This window comes from Capsulimonas corticalis (assembly GCF_003574315.2).
In the GTDB taxonomy this organism is placed as follows: domain Bacteria; phylum Armatimonadota; class Armatimonadia; order Armatimonadales; family Capsulimonadaceae; genus Capsulimonas; species Capsulimonas corticalis.
The window spans coordinates 4,949,062-4,971,332 of sequence record NZ_AP025739.1; the positions used below are offsets into that span (position 1 = coordinate 4,949,062).

A 22,271-nucleotide genomic window follows, 5' to 3' on the forward strand; every position below is an offset into this window, starting at 1 on the left:
ATTGGGTCCCGGCGGCGAGACAGAAACGATGACACGCGCGCCAGACGACTCGGAACGCCGGAATATCTCCCCTCCACCCTCCACGGAACTGGAAGCATCGTCCCTTAAGGCGATCCTTGCGCATTCCGACGACGCGATTTTCTGCAAGACACTGGACAATATCGTCACCCTTTGGAGCCGCGGCGCCGAGCGCGTCTACGGCTACAGTTCCGAGGAGATGATTGGACAGTCCATCGATCGCCTGCTTCCCGCCGACCGCCCTAGCGAAACAAACGAGCTCATGGCGCGCGTCGCCGCCGGAGAACAGATCGAACACTTTGAGACGTTCCGGATGACACGTTCCGGAGCGCGTATTCCCATGCTTTTGAACTTGACGCCATTGCGGGACGCGGCGGGGCGCATTGTCGGCGCCGTGACCATTGCGCGCGACACATCGGCCGCGAAGCAGGCGGAAGCGAACGCGCGCGAAGCGGATGAGCGGCTGAAGCCCCTGGAAAAACAGGGGCGAGACCATACGGTCGTGCTGGACACGGCGAACCGGGTCGCCCTCGGGGTTTTGTCCCAGCTGACGGGCGTGGAGGCGCTTCGGCATATTGCCGGCGCCGCGCGGACATTGGCCGGGGCGCGCTACGCGGCGATCGGCGTGGCGCGCTTGGACGGGAAAGGTCTGTCGGAGTTCGTGACCGTCGGGCTGTCGCCGGAGGATGAAGCGCGGCTCGGCCAGCGGCCGGACGGGCTTGGCGTTTTAGGACATTTGCTGCATCGCTGCGAGCCGCTGCGAATCGATTCCCTGGCGTCTCATCCTTCCTCGGTCGGCTTTCCGCCAAACCATCCGCCCATGGAGAGCTTTTTGGGCGTGCCGATCTGCCGTGGCGACGCCGTGGTGGGAAGCCTCTACCTGACCAACAAGGAAGGCGGCGGCGCATTTACCGAAGCCGACGAAATCGCGGTGCAGGCGCTGGGCGCGTATGCGGCGGTGGCGATCAATAGCCTGGAGATGATCGCGCGGCAGCGCGGTCTGGTGCGTGGATTGATCGCCGCTCAGGAGGATGAGCGGCGGGCTGTCGCTTACGATCTGCATGACGGCCTGACTCAGTACGTGATGGCCTCCCAGGCGCATCTGGAATCGTTTCGCCAGGCCAAGGCGGGGGGCGAAACGGAAAGAGCGGAACGCGAGTTGGATCAAGGGCTCGGATATCTGAAGGACGCGGTCAGTGAATCGCGGCGCATGGTGAACGGCCTGCGCTCGCTCGCGTTAGACGATCTGGGATTGGCGGGCGCATTGGAGCAGCATCTTGGAGAAGAAAAAGTCCGGGCTGGATGGGCGCAGGCGGAGTTCGTGCACAACATTGCGGGGCGCCGGTTCGACCAGACGCTGGAGACCGCTGTGTACCGAGTGGCGCAGGAAGCGCTGACGAACGCCCGCAAACACGCACAGGCGCGGCGTGTCCGATTATTGCTGCTGTTAGAAGAGGATGGCGCGGGCGGCGCGGCGCGGCTGAGTCTGGAGGTGCGCGACTGGGGGCGGGGCTTTGTCCCGGAAAAGATCGCCGCCGACGCCGGGCGCGTCGGGCTGCACAGTATGTCGGAGCGCGTCGGCCTCTTGAACGGTGTCTACCAGCTTGTCGCCTCGCCCGGCGAGGGATCCACCGTGCGCGCGCGCTTTCCGCTGGTCGAGGCGCAGGGCGGCGAAGACGAGACGCGGGTGGATTCCGATCCTCTGAAGACGCCGCTGTCGTTTGTGGCGGCCACTGCGGGACAGGAATCCCAGGAGCTCCGGGAGCTGAACAGCGAAATGCGTCAGATCAACGAACAGCTTTTGATCAACGCATTGAAGCAGCAAGCGCTCGCCGACAAGAGCCGCGCCGGCGCCGCCAGGCGGCAAGACATGGGTTTGCATCGAATACGCCCCTTTCGACGTATCCGTCTTCTCTGAAAAACAAGAAACGAAGAATGCGATGGACGAATGCGATGAATAATGCGCCCACTCTCAAACCTCCAAGCGCGCCGATGGTGGATGTGATGCTCGTGGACGACCACGCGATCTGGCGCGGCGGCGTGCGCAGCATGCTGGAGGGAAGCGAGTTCCGCGTGGTGTCCGAGGCGGCTTCGGGGCGCGAAGCGCTGGAAGCCGCCTGCCGGACGCGCCCTCGGCTGATCCTTCTGGACATCCGAATGGCGGGCGGCGATGGGCTGGACGCGCTCCAGTCCCTGAAAAGGGATTTGCCGAGCGCGGCCGTGATCATGCTGACGACTTATGACAACCCAACCTATATGGCCCGCGCGGTGGCGGGCGGGGCCGCCGGATATCTGCTCAAGGGGGTTGATCTTGCCGATCTGCTCTGCGCTCTGCGCGCCGTCACGAAGGGAGAAATGCTGCTCCTGCCCGAGGATCTGACGCGCGCCCTGCGCGATCTCCGTCCCGACTCCGCCGGCGCGGAAGATCTGATCGAGCCGCTGACAAAGCGGGAGGAAGAGGTCTTGCGCCTCGTGGCGACCGGGCTGCCAAATCGTCAGATCGGGACCATCCTTTTCATCGCGGAGAGCACGGTGAAGTCGCATGTCGAGCATATTATCGGCAAACTGGGCGTCTCCGATCGTGTCCAGGCCGCCGTTTGGGCCGCGCGGCATGGCGTGATGGAAACGCCTTGACCGGCACAACCGGCCATTTCGCGGATTGTTTGTTCCGCGCCACTCGCCTATACTAAGCCTCATTATCGGTCCGCAAGTTTTCCGTTTTGCGCCGTAAATTGAGGAACGCCATGTTCAGCCATATCCTGTTAGCTACCGACGGCTCGGAGCACGCGCGCCGCGCCGCGGCTGCCGCCGTCGCGCTCGCCAAGAAGTTTGGAGCGCGGCTCACCCTCGTAAACGTTTATCCGCCTCCACACGTGTTTGAGCCGACTGACGAAACACATGACGCCCACACACTGGGATTAAGAGAAGTGCGTCAGAACATGGCGCTGAGCTGCGCGGAACAGATCGCCGATGAGGCGGGAATCGTGCGCCAGAGCCTTCGCGAGCAGGGGCACTGTGTGGAATTGATCGTGAAGACGGCCAAGCAAACGGGCGCCGACCTGATCGTGATCGGTAGTCGAGGGCTGGGGGATATTGGGTCGTTTCTTCTCGGGAGCGTCTCCGACGGAGTGCTGCATCACGCACACTGTCCCGTCCTGATCGTTCGAACTCCCAGCACATTCCACCAAGACACCCGATTTCAAAATATTCTTCTGGCCTCGGATGGATCCGATTGCGCCGTCAAGAGCGCCGAAGCAGCCGTCGCGATCGCGAAACAGTTCGAGTCCCGCCTCACGATCGTCAACGTTTACCAGCCGCCGGTCTACACGGACCCGTACGGCGGCAGCATTATTTGTGATAGCGAGCAAAAGTATATTGTCGATTTCCAAAACGAAGCGATCCGCGCCGCCGGCCAAATCGCCGAAAAATACGGAGCGCCTTATTGCGGCCGCAAGGAGATCGGCAATACGGCCGCTGTCATTGTGGACGCGGCCGAACAGGAGCACTGTGATTTGATCGTCTTAGGGAGTCGGGGACTGGGCGGTGTCCAGTCGTTCCTGCTCGGCAGTATCTCCAGACGTATCGCTCACTATGCCCACTGCCCTGTGCTCGTCGTGAAGTGAAAACCTTGGACAGGGGATTCGGCCTCTGAAAATGAGAAGATGTGAAGATGATGATAGCCATCACGGAGGACGGGGTGAAAATCTTGTGTGACAGCGACAACTGCAAGGCGACGGCCGACGCCCCGGTCGCTCTGCACCCGGCGCTCAGCAATAGTCTCTCGGCCGTGCAGCCTATTGACGGCTGGCTTTTCGCGGCCAGCGTCGGCGGAGTCTGGCGGCACTACTGTCCCGACTGCCAGGCGCTGCACCTGGAAGGCCTGCGCGAACAGGCGGCGTATTGATTGCGCGAATTCACCAAGGACAAAACAATGAGTATTTACTTTTTTGAAACCGATCAGCAGCAGCAAACCTATCTTACGGAGCGTCTTCCGGACGAAACGCTGAACTTCTGTTCGGAGCCGCTGAAGACTGCGGCGCAGGCTCGCGATATGTTCGACGCCGAGATCATTTCTCCGTTCGTACATTCGCATGTGAGCGCCGATGTTCTGGACGCGCTGCCGAGCCTCAAGATGATCGCGACACGCTCCACTGGCTTTGACCATATCAATGCGCCATGCGCGGAGTCGCGGGGAATCCCCGTTTGCAACGTCCCGACCTATGGCGAAAATACCGTCGCCGAACATACCTTCGCGCTGATCCTGGCGCTGTCCCGAAACCTGCACAAAGCGTATATGCAGACTTCCGCCGGCAACTTTTCGCTGACGGGACTGCAAGGCTTCGACCTCCAGGGCAAAATCTTGGGCGTGGTCGGCCTCGGCGGCGTCGGCCGATATGTGGCGCAGATCGCGCGAGGCTTTGGAATGATTGTGCTCGCCTGCGATCCCGTGGAGGACAGTGAGAAAGCGGAGCGGTTTGGTTATACTTACACGACGCTGCCTGACCTGCTGGGGCGCTCGGATATCGTAACCTTGCATGCTCCACTCACATCCGAAACGCGTGGCATGATCGGATCGGAAAATCTTTCCCTCTTCAAACGCGGCGCGTTTCTCATTAACACCGCGCGCGGAGAGCTGGTGGACACCGAGGCCCTGGTGCGCGCTCTCGACGATGGGATCCTGCGCGGCGCGGGCCTGGATGTGATTGCAGGCGAGGAAGTGTTCAGCGAGGAGCGCCAGCTTCTCCTGAATCCGAACGCGACGGCGGGAAGTCTGAAGACGGCCCTTACCAACCTTTCGCTTCTGCGGCGGCCGGATCTCATCATCACGCCGCATATTGCCTTCGACAGCTTGGAGGCGATTGAAAGACTGATGATTACGACCGTCGCCAATATCCAGGCGTTTCGACGCGGCTCACCGCAAAATGTCGTGCACGGTTAACTCATCCATTCCGTCTGGCGACATTGTCGCGGGAGGCCCATCATGCCAAAGTCAGCAGCCAGCTCTACCGGAGATGACACGTCGATATTTCTCGCGGGTCATCGGGCGCCGGCGGGAGTTTATCGTCTTGTGGGGACACATCGAGAGGTGCGACTGGACCAGGACGATATCTTGCCGGCGACCAATGACGGCCACGTCGCTGTCTACGAACCTCTCGCCCAGACCTGGGCGGATCTGCGCAGTGTGGACGAACCCGCTTGACGTTCGCGCCGGCGCGGATTCGTGAGGGATCGTCACGGATTTTGTTTCCGCCCGTGCGGAGGAGTAGCAATCGGCTTTGCAAATCAAATTGAGGAAAACCGGAGCGGCAGCCAGTGGTTCCGAAACCTACACGCTGCGTACTCTGGCGGCGCGCGCGCGGGCTGAGGAAGCGATTCGGTTGTCCCAGGCCCGCACCGCAGAAGTGCTGGAGAGTATCGGCGACGCGTTTTACGCCGTGGACAGCGAATTTCGGTTCACCTACGTCAACGGGAAGGCGGAGCAGCTCTGGGGCGTCCCGCGCGCGGATCTGCTGGGCGTGCGGATACAGGACGCGTTTCCACGGTTCGTGGGCAGCCCCTCGTTCGCGCGGATACTGCAATCCATGAAGGAGCGGGCGCCCTGCCACTTCGAGACTCTCTCGGCCACGCTTGGCAAGTGGATCGAGATCAGCGTTTATCCGAGCGGCGACGGCCTTTCCATTTACTACCGCGACATTAGCGGCCGGAAAGCGGCCGAGGATATTCAGCGGGAAATTGAGCTGCGTTTTCGCCAGATGGCGGACACGGTTCCGAATATCCTGTGGACGGCGCGGCCAGACGGCAGCCGCGACTACTACAACCAGCGCTGGTATGACTATACAGGGCTGACGGAGGCGCAGACGCATGAGTGGGCCTGGCTGGCCGTCGTCCATCCGGAGGATGCGCCGAGGATGGCCGCCTCCTATCGGGCCGCAGTAGGGCGGGGAGTGGAGTACGCCGATGAATTCCGTTTGAGGCGGTCGAACGGCGAATACGTCTGGCACATGGCGCGGGGCGCGCCGATCAAAAACGAGGATGGCGACGTGATCCGGTGGGTGGGCGCCTGCTCCGATATTACGGCGCACAAGCAAGCCGAGCAGCTTCAGGCGGTGTTGTTCCAGCGCGAGCACACGATCGCGCTGCAGCTCCAAGACGCGCTTCAGCGCCCCGTGCCGATGGACACTCCCGGAATCGCCGTGCATACGTTTTACGAAGCCGCGCTGCTCGAAGAGGCTGGCGTCGGCGGCGATTTCTACGATGTCTACGCGCTGAATGAAGTCTGCACCGCGCTGGTGCTCGGCGACGTATCCGGTAAGGGGCTGAAGGCGGCCGCGCAGGTGGCGACTGTCCGAAACATGCTCCGGGCTTTTCTGTACTCCAAGCCCACGGTGGCGGAGGCGGTCGACGATTTGAACGTCGCGCTCGCCGAAAACAACCTGCTCGACGGTTTTGCAACGCTGTTCGTGGGCGCCTACGACAGCCGCTCCCGGATATTGAAGTACGTCAACTGCGGACAGGAGCCGGCGCTGCTCCTACGCGCGTCAACGGGGACGGTGGAACGATTGCCGCCGACCGGGCCTATTGTCGGCTGCATGAACGATGGAAGTTATCAGGAATTGACGATGACGCTTGCGCCGGGCGATGCGCTGGTGATCTTCTCGGATGGATTGACGGAGGTCGGGCCGTCTCGCCGGAACATGCTGGGCGTGGAAGGGGTGACCGCGCTGCTGAGCGAAGCGAATTCCTCTGAGAACACGGAGCGCGGGGCGGAGAAGTCGGAGGCCCTGGTTCGGCGCATGATTTCCGGGGTAAATAATGCTGCAATGGGCGGCGTCATGCGTGATGATGTGTGTTTGCTGGTGGCGGTCGTTACATAATCGGGCTTCCGTAAAAATGGGTGTTTCTCGTATCAATAATGGTATACTGCAACTGTCGTTTACCTCATAATACGCCGAACTCTTAAGACGGCGTCCTCTCATTTTCACACACGTATTTTTATGCGCGGCAATGTTGATTCACCGGTCACCTCGCAGTGTCAATCGAATCGTTCAATTCACAAGTAATATAGAGGTTTTCGCATCTTGCTAAGATGCGTTAATCAACCAACCAGGCATCGAGTGTCTTGTCAGACATTGCGAGACCGATCAAACATCAACCGTCTTAGCATACATTTTGGGGGCTGGACAGGAAGCGATTGAATGGAGCAGGAAACACCATCACCTAAAGACCTCGCTCTGCTCTTTGTTCTGAACGAGCAGGCAGCCGGCTCCCTTTCGGCGGGACTCCATGACGCGATACAGCGAACATTCGAGAAGCTGAATGCGCACCTTTCCAAACGACTGGGCTCCGGCGGATACCATGCGCTTTTGAAGCGCGCGTTCGTGCTTGCCGCCGCCGAACATCCCAAACTATCAATGGCGCAAGTGGGGGATCACGGAAAACTGGAAGGACTCGATGCAGCCTTTTCAGACCACGAATCCGCCGAGTTAACCGAGGCCTGCGTGGCGATACTGGCGTGTCTCATCGATTTGCTCGACATGTTCATTGGAAGAAAGCTGCGGATGCGGATGCTGAATGACGTATGGCCCAGTGCGGCCCTGACCGGCAAAGACGGACCAGAGGGAGAGAGTCATGGATAGTAGTCAGAGCCGTGTGAGGATCAACGTATTGCCGACCGGAGCGCCGGACCTGGACATTGTGCTGGGCGGGGGCATTCCCGAGTATTCATTCAATGTCATCGCCGGCGCTCCCGGTTCCGGCAAGACCACGCTCGCCCATCAGATCGTGTTCGCCAACGCATCGGCGGACCGGCCCTCGCTGTACTTTACGGTGCTGGGAGAACCGGCGCTGAAGATGCTTCGGTACCAGCAGAACTACAGCTTTTTCAAGCCGGACATGGTGGAAAGCGAAATTCGATTTATCAACCTCAGCGACGAGGTGCTCTCCGGCGATCTCGGCTCCGTGCTCGACCGGATCGTGCGCGAGGTGGAAGCGAGTAATCCCCGGATTGTCGTCGTGGACTCCTTCCGGACGGTGCTTCGCAGGCAGGGGGAGCCGGCGACGGCGGAGGGGGAGCTCCAGGGGTTCGTTCAGCGTCTCGCTCTTTATCTCACGAGCTGGCAGGCGACGACATTTCTGGTGGGCGAGTATATGGTCGAAGAGATCCGCGACAATCCCGTTTTTACGGTGGCGGACGGTCTGCTGTGGCTGAGCCAGAGCGTGGAGCGGAACTCCGTGGTGCGCAAGCTCCAGGTCATCAAGCTGCGCGGACAGGCGTCGCTACCAGGGCTGCATACCTTTCGGATTACCGAACATGGGCTTCAGGTCTTTCCGCGCACCTTCAGCCTCGTCAACAAGCATGCGCGTAACCCGCACGCCCCACGCCTCTTCACCGGCGTCGCCGGCTTGGATGAGATGATGGGCGGCGGCGTCCCGGCGGGCGATTCCGTGATTGTGGCGGGACCGTCCGGCTCCGGAAAGTCGGCGCTGGCGACCCAATTTATCGCGGAGGGAATTCGTCTTGGAGAACCCGGCGTCATCGCCGTCTTCGAAGAGCGCCCGGAAGACTATGTTTCGCGATCCGACAATCTTGGAATGAACCTGCAAGCAGGGATCGACGCCGGGCTGCTGAAGGTCCTGTACCTGCGCCCGCTCGATCTGTCGGTCGACGAAACGCTGCGCGAGATTCTCGATACGGTTGCGTCGATCGACGCCCGCCGGGTCGTGATCGATTCCATGAACGGATTTGAGATGGCGCTGGCTCCGGCGTTTCGCGAGGATTTCCGCGAGTCGCTTTACCGTATGGTCGGCGCGCTCAAGGGAATCGGCGTGACGATCATGACGACGGTGGAAGTCGTGACCTCCTTCACGGACCTGCGATTCACGCCGCATGGCATCTCATTTCTGACGGACGATATCATCCTGCTGCGCTATATTGAAATCGAGAGCCAACTGCGCAAGATCGCCACGGTCGTCAAGATGCGCGGCGGACCGCACAGCAAAGACATTCGTGAGTACGACATCACAAGCAAGGGAATGGTGATCGGCGAGCGTCTGACGGAGTATCGGCATTTGATTACCGGGACACCGGATAGGACGGAGTAATGAACGCCACCCAAAGCATGATCGAGCACTCTCCGCTGGCGATGGCCACCACGGAAGGGCCGTCGCACGTCCTGCGGTCGGTCAATCCGGCCTTCTGCTCGCTCCATGGAAAACAGCCGGACGAGATGATCGGGCATCCGGTCGCCTTGGCGATTTCCGGCGCGGGCGTCGAGAGCGTTCTGGTGCTGCTGGACCGTGTCTATGACGGCGATCACGGCGGAGCCGTCCACCGACCGCACTATACCGATCCCATTCTCGGATCCGCGCCCAGTCTCAAGTATCATTCTTATATGGCGTGGAAACTGCCCCCAGGGGAAAGCAACTCCCAGGGGCTGGTCATCCAGGTGACTGAGATCGCCGAGTCTTCGCTCGCCACCGAGTTGTTTGAACTGGCGACCACGGAAATCCGCGAGCTGAACGACGACATGCGGCAGGTCAACGAGCAGCTAATTATCAGCGCGCTGGAGCAGCACGCGGCCGCCGATCGAAACCGGGCGATTGCCGAAGCCCTTCAGTATTCGATGCTATGGGAGCATTCCGAGAAATCGTTTCACGATCTGAGGGTGGCGGTGTTCTATGAGCCGGCAATGGACGATGCGCTGGTGGGAGGCGATCTGTTCGACGCCTTCCGGCTGCACAATGGATCGGTCATGCTCATCGTCGGCGATGTGACGGGCAAGGGGCTGCGGGCGGCGGCGCGCACCGTCGAGATTCGTTTCGCGCTTCGCGCATTCTCACAGGACTATATCGATCCTGGCGACATGGTAAGACGCCTCAATGAGTTTATCTGTGATTTTCACTTCGACGCGGATGATCTGGGCAATGCTCTCGTAGTGCTCTCGCTGATCGTCATCGATCCCGTGACCGGCGAAGTGCAGGCGGCCTCCGCCGGCGCCGAGCCGCCGATGGTGCTTCGCGCCTCCGGGGCTATGGAGGAAGTCACGGTTTCGGGCCTCATCCTTGGCATCGATCATAACGCGGCCTATCCCACGACGAAACTCCTGCTCAATGACGGCGACCTGCTCATGATGACCACGGACGGGATTACGGAAACGCGCCGCGGCATGGACTTCTTCGGATCGGAGCGCCTGCTCCAAACGGCGAAAAATGTGCTGGAAGAAGTCAATCTCATGGGCGTTGGAACCTCGATCCTGGACGCGGCCCGCGCCCACGGGGGAGGACGGTTCATGGACGATGTCTGCCTCCTCCTGGCGCGGCGCGACCGCATTATGTCCAATCCCGTTCAATTGCAATTCTACGACGACGCCGTATAATCGGCTCCGGTCCATCGCGATGCTTTATGTTGCCGCCTGCCGGCGGCGCAGCGTGCGCAGGGCTCTCAACGTATTCCATCGGCTGTCGCCGCCCATCTTTTCCATTTCAAAGAGAACCACGCCAGGGATCCGTTTTTCCACTGGCCAGCGGCCGCTCGGGCGCTGGCGGCTGACGAGCAGGGCGATGGGATCTTGAAGTCTGGTGTCTGCAATGGCGGGGTGGGCGCGCAGGTAATCCAGGCCGCGCAGCATGGTGTAATGCCAGTGGGACGGGAAGGTCAGGTCGGTAAATCGCTCGTGGATGATCTCGCCGGTCCGGTCAGACCGATACATTTGATGCGCAAGCATCAACTCAATGGCCCGCAATTCACTCCGGCGAAACTCCTGCGCCGGCACAATGTCTGCATCCGACGCTGCTTGGAGACCTTCCAGGACATTGAACGTCGTATGGAACGAGCTATGGCGAGTTTGCGGGTAACGGCGCATTCGGCAGTTCCACCCGCCGTCCGGCATCTGCATACGCAGGATTCCGTTCGCCAGGGGCGGTAGCCGCGCGTCGTCCGGGCAAAAATAAGCGCCGATGCGCAGCCAGAAGCCAAGGTGGCATAGGTCGATACGGGTTTGCAGCCAGGAATCGTCATTTGCCTGCTTGGTCGTCAAATTTCGATCGATGAATGCGCGTGCGCTGTCACGAGCTCCGGAATGATCGGGAGGCATGCCGCAGTCCATCAGCGTCAGCAGCGTCCATACGGTATCGGTCCAGCGCCCCGCCGGCCATTCGCCGTTCGGGAGCTGATTTGCAAGAAACTGCGCGCCCCAGCCCTCAAGCGCGACCCGCCCGCGCTCCGCGCGCCACTCATCCTCCGTGCAGCCGCATAGATCGCGCATGGTTTGCCATCGAATGACCGGGTCGCCGGCCATCAGCCAATGGATCACCTCAGGCGTTACCGGCTCGCTCACTCACGATTCTCCAATAATTCGGCCAGCTTCTTCGGCGCAACCGTGCGATAGGCGTCGGCGACGATCTTCGCGATTTCGTCCCAGTCGACCGGGATGTCCAGCCATACGCCTATCCATCCTCGGCAGCCGACATAGGGAGGCGAGAAGAAACGCGTCGGCTCCGCCTGCACCATTGCGTCCTGCGCGCCCATGGGCGCGGCGCACCAGAATGCGACGCGATCGTCGTGATGGTGATCCGCATACATCATAAACATCTTCTTGTCGCGTATGAACCATGCCGCTTCCCCATGGCTGGGGCGCTCGTTGGTTTCCGGCAGCGATAAACATAGTCGCCGCAGCAGATCGAGGGGATTATTCGCTTGCATATTGATATTGTATCATCAATATCGCCAGGATGGGGGAAGCCGGATCTTCAGGATTTTCGCGCTGTACGATTTATTGCAGACCGCCGTTGTCGCGCAGAGTCGCCGCGACGATATCATGGGCTTTCGCGACCGCCATTTTGAGCGGCGTATCGCCATTCGCGAGGCGCGCGTTGGGGTTGGCGCCGTGCTCCAGCAGCAGCCTGGCGATGTCGGGCAGATCGTTCGCGGCGCAGTAGTGCAGGGGAGACCAATCGCTTCCGTCGCTAGCCGCCTCCACGTTGGCGCCGCGCTCGATGAGCATCCGGGCGATCTCGGCTTTGCCGCGCGCGAGCGCGCTTTGCAGCGGCGTCACCCGGAATCCACCCGAGACGGCGTTGATGTCCGCGTCGTGTTCGATGAGGAGCTACGCGGCGCCCGGATGTCCGAAGAAGCAGGCGAGATGCAGGGGAAGCCAGCCGTCGGGGGATGTCTGGTGGATGATGTTTGGATCTTGTTCGATCTCGCGTGTTATGACCGATGACGTTCCCACTGCCGCTGCTTCCCAGATATCCGTCGGCGGTCGGCGCTGGATCAGTTCCTGGACGATCGCGTCCTGGCCCTGGTAGACGGCGGACACGAGTGGGGTAACGCCGTCTGAGTTTCGAGCGTCCGAGGCGGACGGATCGCCGTCTAATAGCGCCTGGACACGGGAAAGATCGCCGCCGCGAATGGCGTTAAAGATGTCGTGGGATTGGGGCATCGTGATTTCTCCTCTCAATCCCTGCTCGCCCAATCCATCAGCTCGCGCACCAGGACTTTGATCGCGCCGGTCACTTCGGGTTTGGCGAAGGGCAGATCGGCGAGCAAGGCGGGGATATCGCCCGTGGACGGAGACGGGGAGGGCGGCGCGGTTTCGCCGCCGTCGGCGACCCATTCGACGATGTCTTTGACGAGGGGTTTGCAGGTTCCGCAGCCGGTGCCGGCGCGGGTGGCGGCCTGGACGGATTCCAGAGTGCGGCAGCCGCCTTCGACGCATTTGCGGATGTCGCGTTTGGTGACGCCGATGCAGTTGCAGACCTTCACCGCGTCGGGCATCTCCAGCAGCTTGTTCTTCGCGGACGCGGCGGCGGGCGGGGCGCTGTCGAACAGCAGCTCGCGGCGCAGTTCGGAGAGCGGGGAGGCGTGGTCAAACGCCTGGATCAACGCCGACGCTTTCTCCGTATCGCCGAGCATAATCGCGCCGACCAGCGTATCATCACGGATGATGAGTTTCTGATAGATCCCCCGTCGGCTCTCCATGAACAGCACGACTTCGTCGGTGTCGCGCTCGGGCTTGGTGACGCCCATCGACACCAGATGGATCCCCATGACCTTGAGCTTGGTCACCAGCTTCGAGCCTTTGTAGGCGGCGTTGGGCTTGCGGCCGGTCAGATGATCGGCGAGCACCTGGCCTTGTTCCCAGAGCGGGGCGACCAAGCCATAAGTTACTCCCCGATGCTGCGCGCATTCGCCGACCACATAGATGCTATCGTCCGACACGGAGCGCATCTGATCGTCCACCACAATGGCGCGCTCGACGGACAGGCCGCACTCTTTGGCGATCTCGACATTGGGACGGATCCCGGCGGAGATCACGACCATATCGCAGGAGAGCGTGGTTCCATCGGCGAAGGCGAGGCCGGTTACGCAGTCGTCGCCCAGAATTGCCGTGGTGGATTTGTTGAGATGGACATGGATGCCCATGCGTTCGATCTGGGTTTTGAGCAGCGCCGCCGCCTGTGCGTCGAGCTGCGCGCTCATCAGATTGGCGCCGATATGGACGACGTGGACTTCGACGCCATACTTGAGCAGGCCGCGCGCCGCTTCCAGGCCCAGCAAACCGCCGCCGATCACGACGGCGCGCTCGCATTTGTTGGCGCATCCGGCGATCTTATGGCAGTCATCCAGCGTTCGGAACACGCAGACGCCCGGCTTATCGTCCCCGGCCAATGTCGTCAGACCGTCCATCGGCGGAATATACGGCCGGCTTCCCGTGGCGATAATCAGCGTGTCGTAGGGTAGGGCGGTCGCGCCGGCGTTTGGCTTGCCGCCCAGCGGGGACGCGGTGACGACCTTGGCGTCGCGATCGATATGCGTCGCGCGCAGCGGCGCGTGCAGGTCGATCTTGTTGTCGCGATACCAGGCGAGAGGATTGAGGTAGATCTCGGACGGCGACTGCGCGCCGTTCAACACGTTGGAAAGCAGGATGCGATTGTAGTTGCCATGCGGTTCATCTCCAATGATGGAGATCTCGTACTGCGCCGCGCCGCCGCGCTGGAGGATCTCCTCCACCGTGCGCGCGCCGGCCATGCCGTTACCGATGACGACGAGTTTTTTCTTTTCGGACATGACGTTGCTCCCCTGTCAGGAAAGAGAGACCGCCTCCGCGTGACGCCGTGGAGCGGTCGTGATGGATTGGGGGCAACGCTGCCGATTCGGTGTAGGCGCTCAAAGAGGCGGGTGATATCTCGCAACGCTGCGAGATGATAGTGTGAGTATAGCGGAGAAATGTTGCGGACATGTTTCCAAAGTGAAGAGGCCCTCACCCCCCGGCCCCCTCTCCCAATTCTGGGAGAGGGGGAGTCAGAGTTATGAGTTCTTTGGATCTTTGATCCAAATCTTACTCCTAACCCTCTCCCCGAATGAAGAGAGTTGGCGAAGGGCCGGGTGAGGGCCTGTTCTACGCTTTGGTCACGCGGATTCGATCGATCTCTTTGCCGAATTCGTTGATCTGCCGCAGCGTCAGTGCGCGCCCATCGATTTCGATCACGCTGAGCGAGTGTTCCCGTGAGTAAAACTTGGAGACGAAATGGTTCTCAGGCCCGTCGGTGAACACCCATCGGTCCGGGCTGTCCGTGAATTCCGGTTCGTAGAGCGCGTTCCCTCCGGCGCCGGTCGTCACATGGATGATACCCCTGGGGAGCGTCTTTTCTTTGCCGTCAAACTCCCGATCGATCGTCAATTTGCCGGGGACGATCCGGTCGCGCGTCGCCGTATGGCTCGCGTTCGTGAGATCGGTCGGCTCAAATTGGATCGGCATCGTCCGCTGGTAGGTGTGCTCATGCCCGTTCAGGACGATATCCACGCCGTGCTTCTCGAAGATCGGCGACAGGGCGCGCATATGCTGCTCTTTATAGTGCTCCTGGCCGACATTGAACGCAGGCTGGTGGTACACCACGAATTTCCAGTGGGCGTCGGTGTCCGCCAGATCCTGTTCGATCCATGCCTGGAGCGCCGGACTGGTGGGATCGACATAGGCGTTGGCGTCGAGGCATAAGAAATGGGCGTCGCCGTTGTCGAACGAATAGTTCGCCATCCGAGGGAAACGGTCTCCGGCGCAGGCTTGAAACTGCGCCAGCACGGCGGGATCGGCGCAGACGGTCGGCGTTGAATCGGCGGGCTGCGCGGGGCCGTTCATCGGCAGATGCATCGCCGTGTAGTAGGCGAGGGCGTCGGAGTGCTTCGTGAAATCTCCCGCCTCGCGCCCGATGGCGTCGCGCCCGGTAACATCGTGGTTCGCCAGCACCGTATAGAAGGGCACGGAGCGGAGCAGGGGAGCGCCGAGCTCCGGTCCGGCAGTGGTGGCGTCGTAGATTGGAAAGAAGAACTTGGCGTATTCGCGGTCGAGACCGCTTTGGTAGACATTGTCGCCGGTGTTCATCACAAAATCGGGCTTGGCGACATACGCTTGATAGGCGATTCGGTGATCGCTGACATCGCCGTTGGAGTTGTCTCCGAAAGCGACAAAGCGAATCTTACGGCCTCGCGGCTGGCGCGTCGTCGCATATCCTTCCGCGATCACCTTGCCTTTGCCCTGGACTTGATAGTAATACTTACGCCCCAATTTCAGGCCCGTCAAGGCGGCGTTGTAGTTGCGCCGTTTCAGCGCGGCGTCTCCGCTCACCGCCGCATCACCGATGGCGCGCGCGCCCTGGATCGGAACGGCGATCTGGCCGTACTTTTTACTCAGGCCATAAGCCACCGTAAAGTCGGCGGCCGCGTCTTCGGTTTGCCAGGCGACAACGAGCGTATCGTCGTTTTCCTTCAGCTTGCTCGCCGATCCCGGCTGGATATAGGGGAGTACGGTGAAGAGGGGGAGGCGGGCGTCGGCTTCGGTGGCGGCGAACAGCCCCTGCCCATTGGGCGCGAGGGCGAGAAATGTGACGCCTCCTGCAAAATGCAAAAACTCGCGACGGCTGATTTGCTTCAAAAACCTGCTCCTGAAAACGGTCGAATGCGGAGATTATACCGCTTCCGCCGTCCGAGATATATTAAGCGAAGATGAAATTCCGGGCAAAATTTGAAACGTTTACGGGAAATGGAGACGCACGGATGAAAGGCATTCCCACGACGGAAAACTCCAATCGACTGCTCGCCCGTCTGCGCCGGGTTCGACAGCTCGCATTTACAGCCTCCAGCAACAGCGACGCCGGCTGGAACGCGAAGGGCGAGGGCGTGGTCGCCATCGACGAGACTTCGCCGGAGCAGATTGTCTTTCGGGAAACCGGCCACTGGATCGCGCCCAACGGCAAGCGATTTCGGTTCCACAACGTGTACCGATGGACTCGCCTCAGCGAAGAGGTCGTACGACTGGAGCATCTACGCATGGGCGTTACGCGCCCCGTGCTGCTCTTTGACCTGACGCCTAGCGGCGAAGCATGCTGGGTTTCGGTGACCGGGCATCAGTGCAAACAGGATTGTTATACGGCGGAGCTATGGGTGGAGGAAAGCGGCGTGCAATTGGAATGGATCGTTGAGGGACCGGAGCGGCGGGATGTGATCGGGTATGTGTACGAGTGAGAAAGGCAAACCCGCTCCGGAGCAAACCCACTCCGTCCTACCTACCCCGGCGCTTCGCGCCACCCCTCCCGCGACGGGAAGGGTTGGGAGGATTGCCTCTTACGAAAGCCGTGTTCGTTATCGATCCGAATTACCCTTCCCGTCGCGGGAGGGGGCGGCCGGAGGCCGGGGGTAGGTAGGCCGGGAGGGGGCGCGCGAAGCCCGCGTGTGGGTTCGCGCCGGGATAGGTCACCCGCGCCTCATCGCTGCACCACGCCGTCGTTTTTGCTGTCTGGTTCGACTATCGCGATGGCGGGGTGCATGAAGTATTTATTCGCGACCCGCTGGACGTCGGCGGCGGTGACGGCGTTGATGCGGTCGGTGAAGGCTTCGTCCAGGTTGCCGGTGTCGTTGGAAGAGATTTCGGCGAGGCCGAGCAGCTCGGCGCGGTCTTCAATGCGCTCGTGCTTGATCTTTTGCGTGCCGATGAGATAGTGTTTCGCACGGCTGATTTCGGCGTCCGTGGCGGGCTTGGTTTGCAGATCGGTGATCTGGTCTAGCAGAAGCTTCTGCACGTCGGCGACGGGGTTGCCTTTGGGCGGCGTCGCGGAGGGCGCGCTTGCCGCCGTGAAGATGTAGGCGGTCAGGTCCCCCGAGTAGAGCTGCGGGGAGTAGAAGGAGCCCAGGTCATAGGCCAGCCCCTGCTTTTCGCGCAGGTTGGTGAACATGCGCGAGGTCTTCATGCCGCCGAGCAGTGCGTTCGCCACTTGAAGCGCGAAGTAGTCGGGATTGGACATCGACGGCGCTCGGAAACCCGCCATCACGCAGTTCTGAGTCAGATCGGACATGGTGGCGTGGAAGGGCGCGGGATCGCCGGCGAGCGACGGCAGCTCGACCAGAGGGGCCGGGACGCGGCGGGCGCCGCGGACGCCTGGCTCGTAGTCCGCCATATCACGCGCGATCTCGCTGACCGCGTCCTCGGGCTTGATATTCCCGACGATCGAAACGGTCATATTTTGCGGAATGTAGTAACGCAGATAGTACTGCTGGAGCTGTCGGCGAGTGATGCGCTGAATGCTGCGCACGGTCCCAACGGCCGGCAGCGCGTAACCGCTATTGGCGAACAGGCGACTGCGGACGCCGTTGTACGTGACGGTGAACAAGCCGGCGTCGCTGTCGTTGATGTCCGAAAGCATGTCGGCGCGGCGCTGCTCCACAATGTCGGGATCGAATGTCGCGTTCTTCAGGACATCGGTGATCAGGGACATCATGACGGAGTAGCGGTCGCTGACGGCGAGCGCGGAGATGCGGGTCCAGTCCGGCTGGCGCGAGACGTCGACGCTTCCTCCGAGGTCGGCGATCTCGCCGGTGATCGTCTCCGACGAGCGGGCGACGGTAGACGCGAGCAGCGCGCGCGCGACGAAGCTGCCGATACCGGCGTTCTGCGCCGTCTCCATGCCGCTGCCGACAGTGATGAACACATCCACGGCCACCAGCGGCGCGCCGGATTCCTGCCGGACGACAACCTTCATGCCGTTGGGCAGCGTGGTGCGATAGAGCTTGCTGGACGGCGCGGCCGTTCCGGGGGCGCTCGTGGCGGGCGCAGCGGGAGCGGCGGCGACTTCCGCGTGCGTCCTCGCGGCGCTGGGGATCATCAGCAGGGCGCAGGCGGCGGTTGCGAAAAGAGTTCGGGACACGCAGGTACTCCTAAAGCCGGGATGCATTGGTCGGATCGGTGTCGGCGCCGCGAGACACGGCGTTCGAATTCACGGCGGGCAGCCGGGGCGCGAGCGCCGGGCCGTCATTGGAAAGACTGGTCGCCGTAATCGGGTCCGTCGCGGGCAGCAGCGTGACGAGAGAATATTTGTTGGGATCGAGGTACTTGACGGCGGCGTCCTGCACCTGCGCCGGCGTGAGGTTTTCGAACTTCGTGATATACGCCGTGTCGTATTGATACGAGTCGATCATATTGTAGAAACCCAGCGCGTTGGCGCGCCCGCTCGTCGTCTGCACGTCGAACAGATACGATGAGAGCAGGGAATGCTTGGCCGCCGCGAGCTCTTTTTCGGACACCGGCGTCTCGCGCAGGGCCGTGATCTCGCCCAGGATCGCCTTCAAGACTTTGTCCCGGTTGCCGGGCTCGAACACGGCGGTGATCGTCATCATCCCTTCATCCTTTTGGGTGAGGTAGTTGGCGCTGATCCCGGTCACGAGCTTTTGCTTGGTGAGCAGATCGTCCGTAAGGCGGTTGTGGCCGCCCTGTCCCAGGATCGTCAGCAGCACATCCATTGCGTACGCCTGGGAGTGGTCGCGGACGGAGGGAGCGCGGAAGCCGATCGTCAGATACCCTTTGGATACGGGGGCGACCATGCTGCGCGTGCGGATATCGGTCTGCGGCGGCTCGGGGAGCACTTTGTCTTCCGGCAGCGGGCGCTCGGCCCACTTGCCGAAGGCCTTTTCAGCCATCGCGAAGCCTTCGTCCGGCGTGATCTTTCCCGTGAGCACCAGCGTGACATTCCCCGGAACGTAGTATTCGTGGTAGAAATCCTGCACGGTCTTGCGCGTCATGGAAGTCACTTGCGTGGGCGGGCCGAGCAGCGGTCTGCCGTACGGGTGGGTGGGGAAAGTGATGGCGCTGAGAACTCGGGCGATCCGCTGGGATGGATCCGCAAGCTGGCGGGCCATTTCGTTCAGGATGACCGGACGCTCCTGGTCCATGTCCTGCTGGCGCAGCTCGGCGTGCATGAGGACGTCGGATAGAACTCCGAGCGCGGGCTCCGTATCGGACGATCCGACGGTGACGTAGAAATGCGCCCAGTCGTAAGAAGTCGCCGCGTTCATCGAGCCGCCGAGGTCTTCAATCGCGGCGTCGATCTCTCCGGGCTGGCGCGTGGGCGTGCCTTTGAAAAGAAGATGCTCGATGAAGTGGGCGGCGCCGTTGTTGTCCGGCGTTTCGCGGCGCGTTCCGGCGCCGACCCAGGCGTCGACCGTCACCAGGTCGGCGTTCCCCGAGGGGGCGACCAGGACTTGAAGGCCGTTCGCCAGCGTCTTGTGCGCGACGGGGCTAAGACCCTGCGTGACGGACGCGGCGGGGGCGAAATCCATATCCGCGGCGAAAACGGGAACCGGTGAAAACCCGAAAGCGGTGAGAAGAAACACAAGCGCGGGGCGGGAGGGCCAAAGGCGCACGTTGCAAACCCTTTCGAACGCCAAATGATGCTGTTGCGATTGTACCCGAAACTGAGGCCGCCTGCAACGTGCATTCGCAACCGTTCTTTTGGGGCGCCGCGCCCCGATGCGTGGAAACCTTTGCGCTGTGTTTCGTGGTATGATAATGCGAACCATGACCGTGCACAAACAGGGCTTTCGGCAGCTGGACTTCGGCCTCTTCGCGGCCGTGCTCCTGATTTGCTGCGGCGGATTGCTTTCCATCAAGAGCGCGGTCCATAACGATCCCCATGGGATGGACTTCTTCCGTAAGCAGATCATTGGGATCGTCCTTGGCTCCTCCATTATCTTGTTTCTGGCGACCCGCGAATACGAAACTCTCCTCAGACGCTTCGCGAGATACATCTATCCGCTCAATATCCTGCTGCTGGCCGCCGTTCTCATGCACATCGGGCACGCGTCCCACGGCGCGCAGCGATGGATCGCTCTTGGCCCTTTCCAATTGCAGCCGTCGGAGTTCGCCAAGATCATCCTGATCGGCACGCTGTCGCTGTATTTGGCGGAGAACATCGAGACGATCCGCGAGTGGCGCACGGTGCTCCGGTCGTTCGGGCATATCCTGATTCCCATGCTGCTCATCGCGAAGCAGCCGGACCTCGGAACGGCGCTGGTGATCCTGGCGATCTGGTTCGGGACACTGGCGATCGCCGGCGCGAACCCCAAGCATCTGCTGGCGTTTTTTGGAACGGGCGTCGTCCTGTTCGCCTGTCTCTGGCACTTCAATCCGAAGGTCGGCGGCAATCCGATCCTCAAAGATTATCAGAAAAATCGTCTGGAAGTCTTTTTGAATCCCGACGCCGACCCGCGCGACTCCGGGTATCACTTGCGGCAAAGCGAGATCGCGATTGGAAACGGCCGGATCAGCGGCGAGGGTTATCTGCACGGCGCGCAGAGCAACGGGCGGTTTATCCCGGAACAGCACACCGACTTTATCTTCACCATTGTCGGCGAAGAGGGCGGTTTCGTCGCTTGCGTCGCCCTGCTCGCGCTCTATCTCTTCGTACTGGAGCGCGGCGTAATGATCCTCGCCGACTGTAAAGACACCCTCGGCCGTCTTCTCGCCGCCGGCGTGCTCTCCATGCTCACATTCCATACCGTGGTCAACGCGGGCATGACCATGGGCATCATGCCGGTCGTCGGCGTCCCGCTGCCGTTCTTCTCCTACGGCCTCAGCAGCCTGATCGTCAATATGTCGGCGGTCGGGATCCTGCTGAGCGTCGCCGCGCAGAAGCACCGCGTGATGTTCTGAGCGTCGGAGAGACGTTTCGGCGCCAGCCGAGCTTAATATTTTCTGAAAATTCTTTTCCACAATCGGGAACAATTATCGAGCGCTGGCAGTCGCAGTAGGTTATATTGGTTCTCGAGCAGCGTACTGGCTCATCAATCCATGAGGTTGAACCCTTCGATCCGCCACGTCGAGGGGTAGAATACGAGCGTCGATGGGCGACTGCAAGCCAATCCCAGCGCCATACTCAACTCGTTTCCCATTCCGTTTCAGCGTTCGAGCTGGGTGGGTAAATGGGAGGCATCAGTATGGAGCCCTGAGCCCATCGAGGAGATTCACTGTGTTGCGTGCACCCTTAAGAATGTTAGGCTTGTTTGTGGCGTCCTTTTTCTTCTGGACGCTGATGGGATTCGTTCTCGGTCTTGTGATGGGAGCCGTGCCCGTCGGCATTGCTATTGGCGTCATCGTCGGCGTCGTCAACTGGTTTGTCTGTACCTGGTCGTCGGAGAAATTCGCGATCGATCTCTACGACGCCGAGCTGCTCGACAGCGAAAAGGCGCCGGGCATGAACGATATGATCCGGGAACTCAGCCGGGATATCGGGATCGACGCCCCGCTGCTCTACGCAATACCGATCTCCGCGCCGAACGCCTTTGTCGTTCCGCGTCGTGACCGCGGCAATGTGGTGGTCGTCACCAACGGCTTGACCAAGCACCTCAATCGTGAGGAAGTGCAGGCCGTCGTCACCCTGATGCTGATCCGCCTCGCCGACAAAGAAGCGCCGTCATGGTCGGTGGCGAGCGCGATCGCCGGACTGCCGATCTACGTGGCGTGTACGGGCGACTGGAAAAACGTGCTTCGCAAGAAGCTGGCGGTCGATCGGAAGACCGGCCTCACAATCGTCGAACGCGTCATGATGGCGTTTCTGATCGTGCCCTGCGCGATTGTATTGCGCATCGGTTACGATCATCAATCCATCGCCGGCGCCGACCGGGCGACGGCGCGGCTTCTGGGGACGCATCGAGATCTCTACTCGGCGCTCGCCAAAATGGAGGAGCATCTGCCCAAGACGTGGTGGGGCCGCTCCTACTTCAACGCCGCCACCGCGCCGCTGTTCGCCATTGAACCGCTCGCCAGTCCGGAAACCATCGCGGGGCTCGCCCCGATCTGGCGCTTCTCGCAGCACCTGTTTGGAAACATGATCCTTTCCCCGTCGGAGCGCCGCCGTTTGCTCAGTGAAGCTCCTGTCGCGGAGCCGCTCTCCGGAGAATCGGTGCACGTCTGAACCTGGCGACGTGCTGT

Annotated in this window: 21 protein-coding genes; 13 read left to right on the forward strand and 8 right to left on the reverse strand. The window is 61.3% G+C overall.

Annotated elements, in window-relative coordinates; all coding sequences use genetic code 11:
- The first annotated feature begins 28 nt into the window (after positions 1-28).
- From D5261_RS21080 to D5261_RS21125, 10 genes are all read left to right on the forward strand, one after another.
- Positions 29-1,936: a sensor histidine kinase gene (locus D5261_RS21080; RefSeq protein ID WP_125206051.1), complete on the forward strand. Its 1,908-nt coding sequence runs from the start codon at positions 29-31 to the stop codon at positions 1,934-1,936.
- Positions 1,937-1,953: 17 nt separating this feature from the next.
- Entirely contained in the window at positions 1,954-2,652 is a 699-nt protein-coding gene (locus tag D5261_RS21085; protein WP_165864301.1) for a response regulator, read from the forward strand.
- Between the two features lie 110 nt (positions 2,653-2,762).
- A complete protein-coding gene (locus D5261_RS21090; RefSeq protein ID WP_119322185.1) occupies positions 2,763-3,641 on the forward strand; it encodes a universal stress protein in 879 nt (292 codons plus the stop codon).
- Between the two features lie 47 nt (positions 3,642-3,688).
- Positions 3,689-3,922, forward strand: coding sequence for a hypothetical protein (locus D5261_RS21095; RefSeq protein WP_119322184.1), 234 nt, complete (start codon positions 3,689-3,691; stop codon positions 3,920-3,922).
- Positions 3,923-3,949: 27 nt separating this feature from the next.
- Positions 3,950-4,957: an NAD(P)-dependent oxidoreductase gene (locus D5261_RS21100; protein WP_125206048.1), complete on the forward strand. Its 1,008-nt coding sequence runs from the start codon at positions 3,950-3,952 to the stop codon at positions 4,955-4,957.
- A gap of 42 nt (positions 4,958-4,999) precedes the next feature.
- Entirely contained in the window at positions 5,000-5,218 is a 219-nt protein-coding gene (locus D5261_RS21105; RefSeq protein WP_119322182.1) for a hypothetical protein, read from the forward strand.
- A 76-nt stretch (positions 5,219-5,294) separates the two neighbouring features.
- Complete coding sequence (locus D5261_RS21110; protein WP_119322181.1) at positions 5,295-6,893, forward strand: SpoIIE family protein phosphatase; 1,599 nt, start codon at positions 5,295-5,297, stop codon at positions 6,891-6,893.
- A 321-nt stretch (positions 6,894-7,214) separates the two neighbouring features.
- Positions 7,215-7,655, forward strand: a complete 441-nt coding sequence (locus D5261_RS21115) for a hypothetical protein (RefSeq protein WP_119322180.1) — start codon at positions 7,215-7,217, stop codon at positions 7,653-7,655.
- Positions 7,648-9,120 carry an ATPase domain-containing protein gene (locus D5261_RS21120; protein ID WP_119322179.1) on the forward strand — a complete coding sequence of 491 codons (1,473 nt, stop codon included), beginning with the start codon at positions 7,648-7,650 and terminating at the stop codon, positions 9,118-9,120. Before D5261_RS21115 ends, D5261_RS21120 begins: the two co-directional genes overlap by 8 nt.
- Positions 9,120-10,394: a SpoIIE family protein phosphatase gene (locus tag D5261_RS21125; RefSeq protein ID WP_119322178.1), complete on the forward strand. Its 1,275-nt coding sequence runs from the start codon at positions 9,120-9,122 to the stop codon at positions 10,392-10,394. The genes D5261_RS21120 and D5261_RS21125 overlap by 1 nt, the downstream gene beginning before the upstream one ends.
- A gap of 24 nt (positions 10,395-10,418) precedes the next feature.
- On the opposite strand, the gene D5261_RS21130 is transcribed toward D5261_RS21125, so the two are convergent.
- The 6 genes from D5261_RS21130 to D5261_RS21155 all read right to left on the reverse strand — a co-directional run bounded on the left by D5261_RS21130 (position 10,419) and on the right by D5261_RS21155 (position 15,947).
- On the reverse strand, positions 10,419-11,354 hold the full coding sequence (locus D5261_RS21130) for a hypothetical protein (RefSeq protein WP_119322177.1): 936 nt from the start codon (positions 11,352-11,354) through the stop codon (positions 10,419-10,421).
- Positions 11,351-11,719, reverse strand: a complete 369-nt coding sequence (locus D5261_RS21135; protein ID WP_119322176.1) for an MmcQ/YjbR family DNA-binding protein — start codon at positions 11,717-11,719, stop codon at positions 11,351-11,353. The genes D5261_RS21130 and D5261_RS21135 overlap by 4 nt, the downstream gene beginning before the upstream one ends.
- A gap of 70 nt (positions 11,720-11,789) precedes the next feature.
- Positions 11,790-12,116, reverse strand: coding sequence for an ankyrin repeat domain-containing protein (locus D5261_RS21140; protein ID WP_119322175.1), 327 nt, complete (start codon positions 12,114-12,116; stop codon positions 11,790-11,792).
- A 6-nt stretch (positions 12,117-12,122) separates the two neighbouring features.
- The gene (locus D5261_RS21145) at positions 12,123-12,458 is read right to left on the reverse strand and encodes an ankyrin repeat domain-containing protein (RefSeq protein ID WP_119322174.1); all 336 of its coding nucleotides are present in this window, start codon (positions 12,456-12,458) and stop codon (positions 12,123-12,125) included.
- A gap of 14 nt (positions 12,459-12,472) precedes the next feature.
- Positions 12,473-14,086 carry an FAD-dependent oxidoreductase gene (locus D5261_RS21150; protein WP_119322173.1) on the reverse strand — a complete coding sequence of 538 codons (1,614 nt, stop codon included), beginning with the start codon at positions 14,084-14,086 and terminating at the stop codon, positions 12,473-12,475.
- Positions 14,087-14,417: 331 nt separating this feature from the next.
- On the reverse strand, positions 14,418-15,947 hold the full coding sequence (locus D5261_RS21155; RefSeq protein WP_119322172.1) for a metallophosphoesterase: 1,530 nt from the start codon (positions 15,945-15,947) through the stop codon (positions 14,418-14,420).
- Positions 15,948-16,069: 122 nt separating this feature from the next.
- On the opposite strand from D5261_RS21155, the gene D5261_RS21160 reads away from it, so the two are divergent.
- Positions 16,070-16,537 carry a DUF6314 family protein gene (locus D5261_RS21160; RefSeq protein WP_119322171.1) on the forward strand — a complete coding sequence of 156 codons (468 nt, stop codon included), beginning with the start codon at positions 16,070-16,072 and terminating at the stop codon, positions 16,535-16,537.
- Positions 16,538-16,776: 239 nt separating this feature from the next.
- Here D5261_RS21160 and D5261_RS21165 read toward each other — a convergent pair whose 3' ends face one another.
- Together D5261_RS21165 and D5261_RS21170 are read right to left on the reverse strand one after the other, a co-directional pair.
- Positions 16,777-18,213: a M16 family metallopeptidase gene (locus tag D5261_RS21165; protein ID WP_165864299.1), complete on the reverse strand. Its 1,437-nt coding sequence runs from the start codon at positions 18,211-18,213 to the stop codon at positions 16,777-16,779.
- A gap of 10 nt (positions 18,214-18,223) precedes the next feature.
- Positions 18,224-19,621, reverse strand: a complete 1,398-nt coding sequence (locus D5261_RS21170; RefSeq protein WP_165864298.1) for a M16 family metallopeptidase — start codon at positions 19,619-19,621, stop codon at positions 18,224-18,226.
- 238 nt (positions 19,622-19,859) lie between these two features.
- Between D5261_RS21170 and rodA the strand changes: the two genes are divergently transcribed.
- Together rodA and D5261_RS21180 are read left to right on the forward strand one after the other, a co-directional pair.
- On the forward strand, positions 19,860-20,993 hold the full coding sequence (rodA, locus tag D5261_RS21175; RefSeq protein WP_165864297.1) for a rod shape-determining protein RodA: 1,134 nt from the start codon (positions 19,860-19,862) through the stop codon (positions 20,991-20,993).
- 352 nt (positions 20,994-21,345) lie between these two features.
- Positions 21,346-22,254, forward strand: a complete 909-nt coding sequence (locus D5261_RS21180; RefSeq protein WP_165864296.1) for a M48 family metallopeptidase — start codon at positions 21,346-21,348, stop codon at positions 22,252-22,254.
- Positions 22,255-22,271 lie beyond the last annotated feature (17 nt).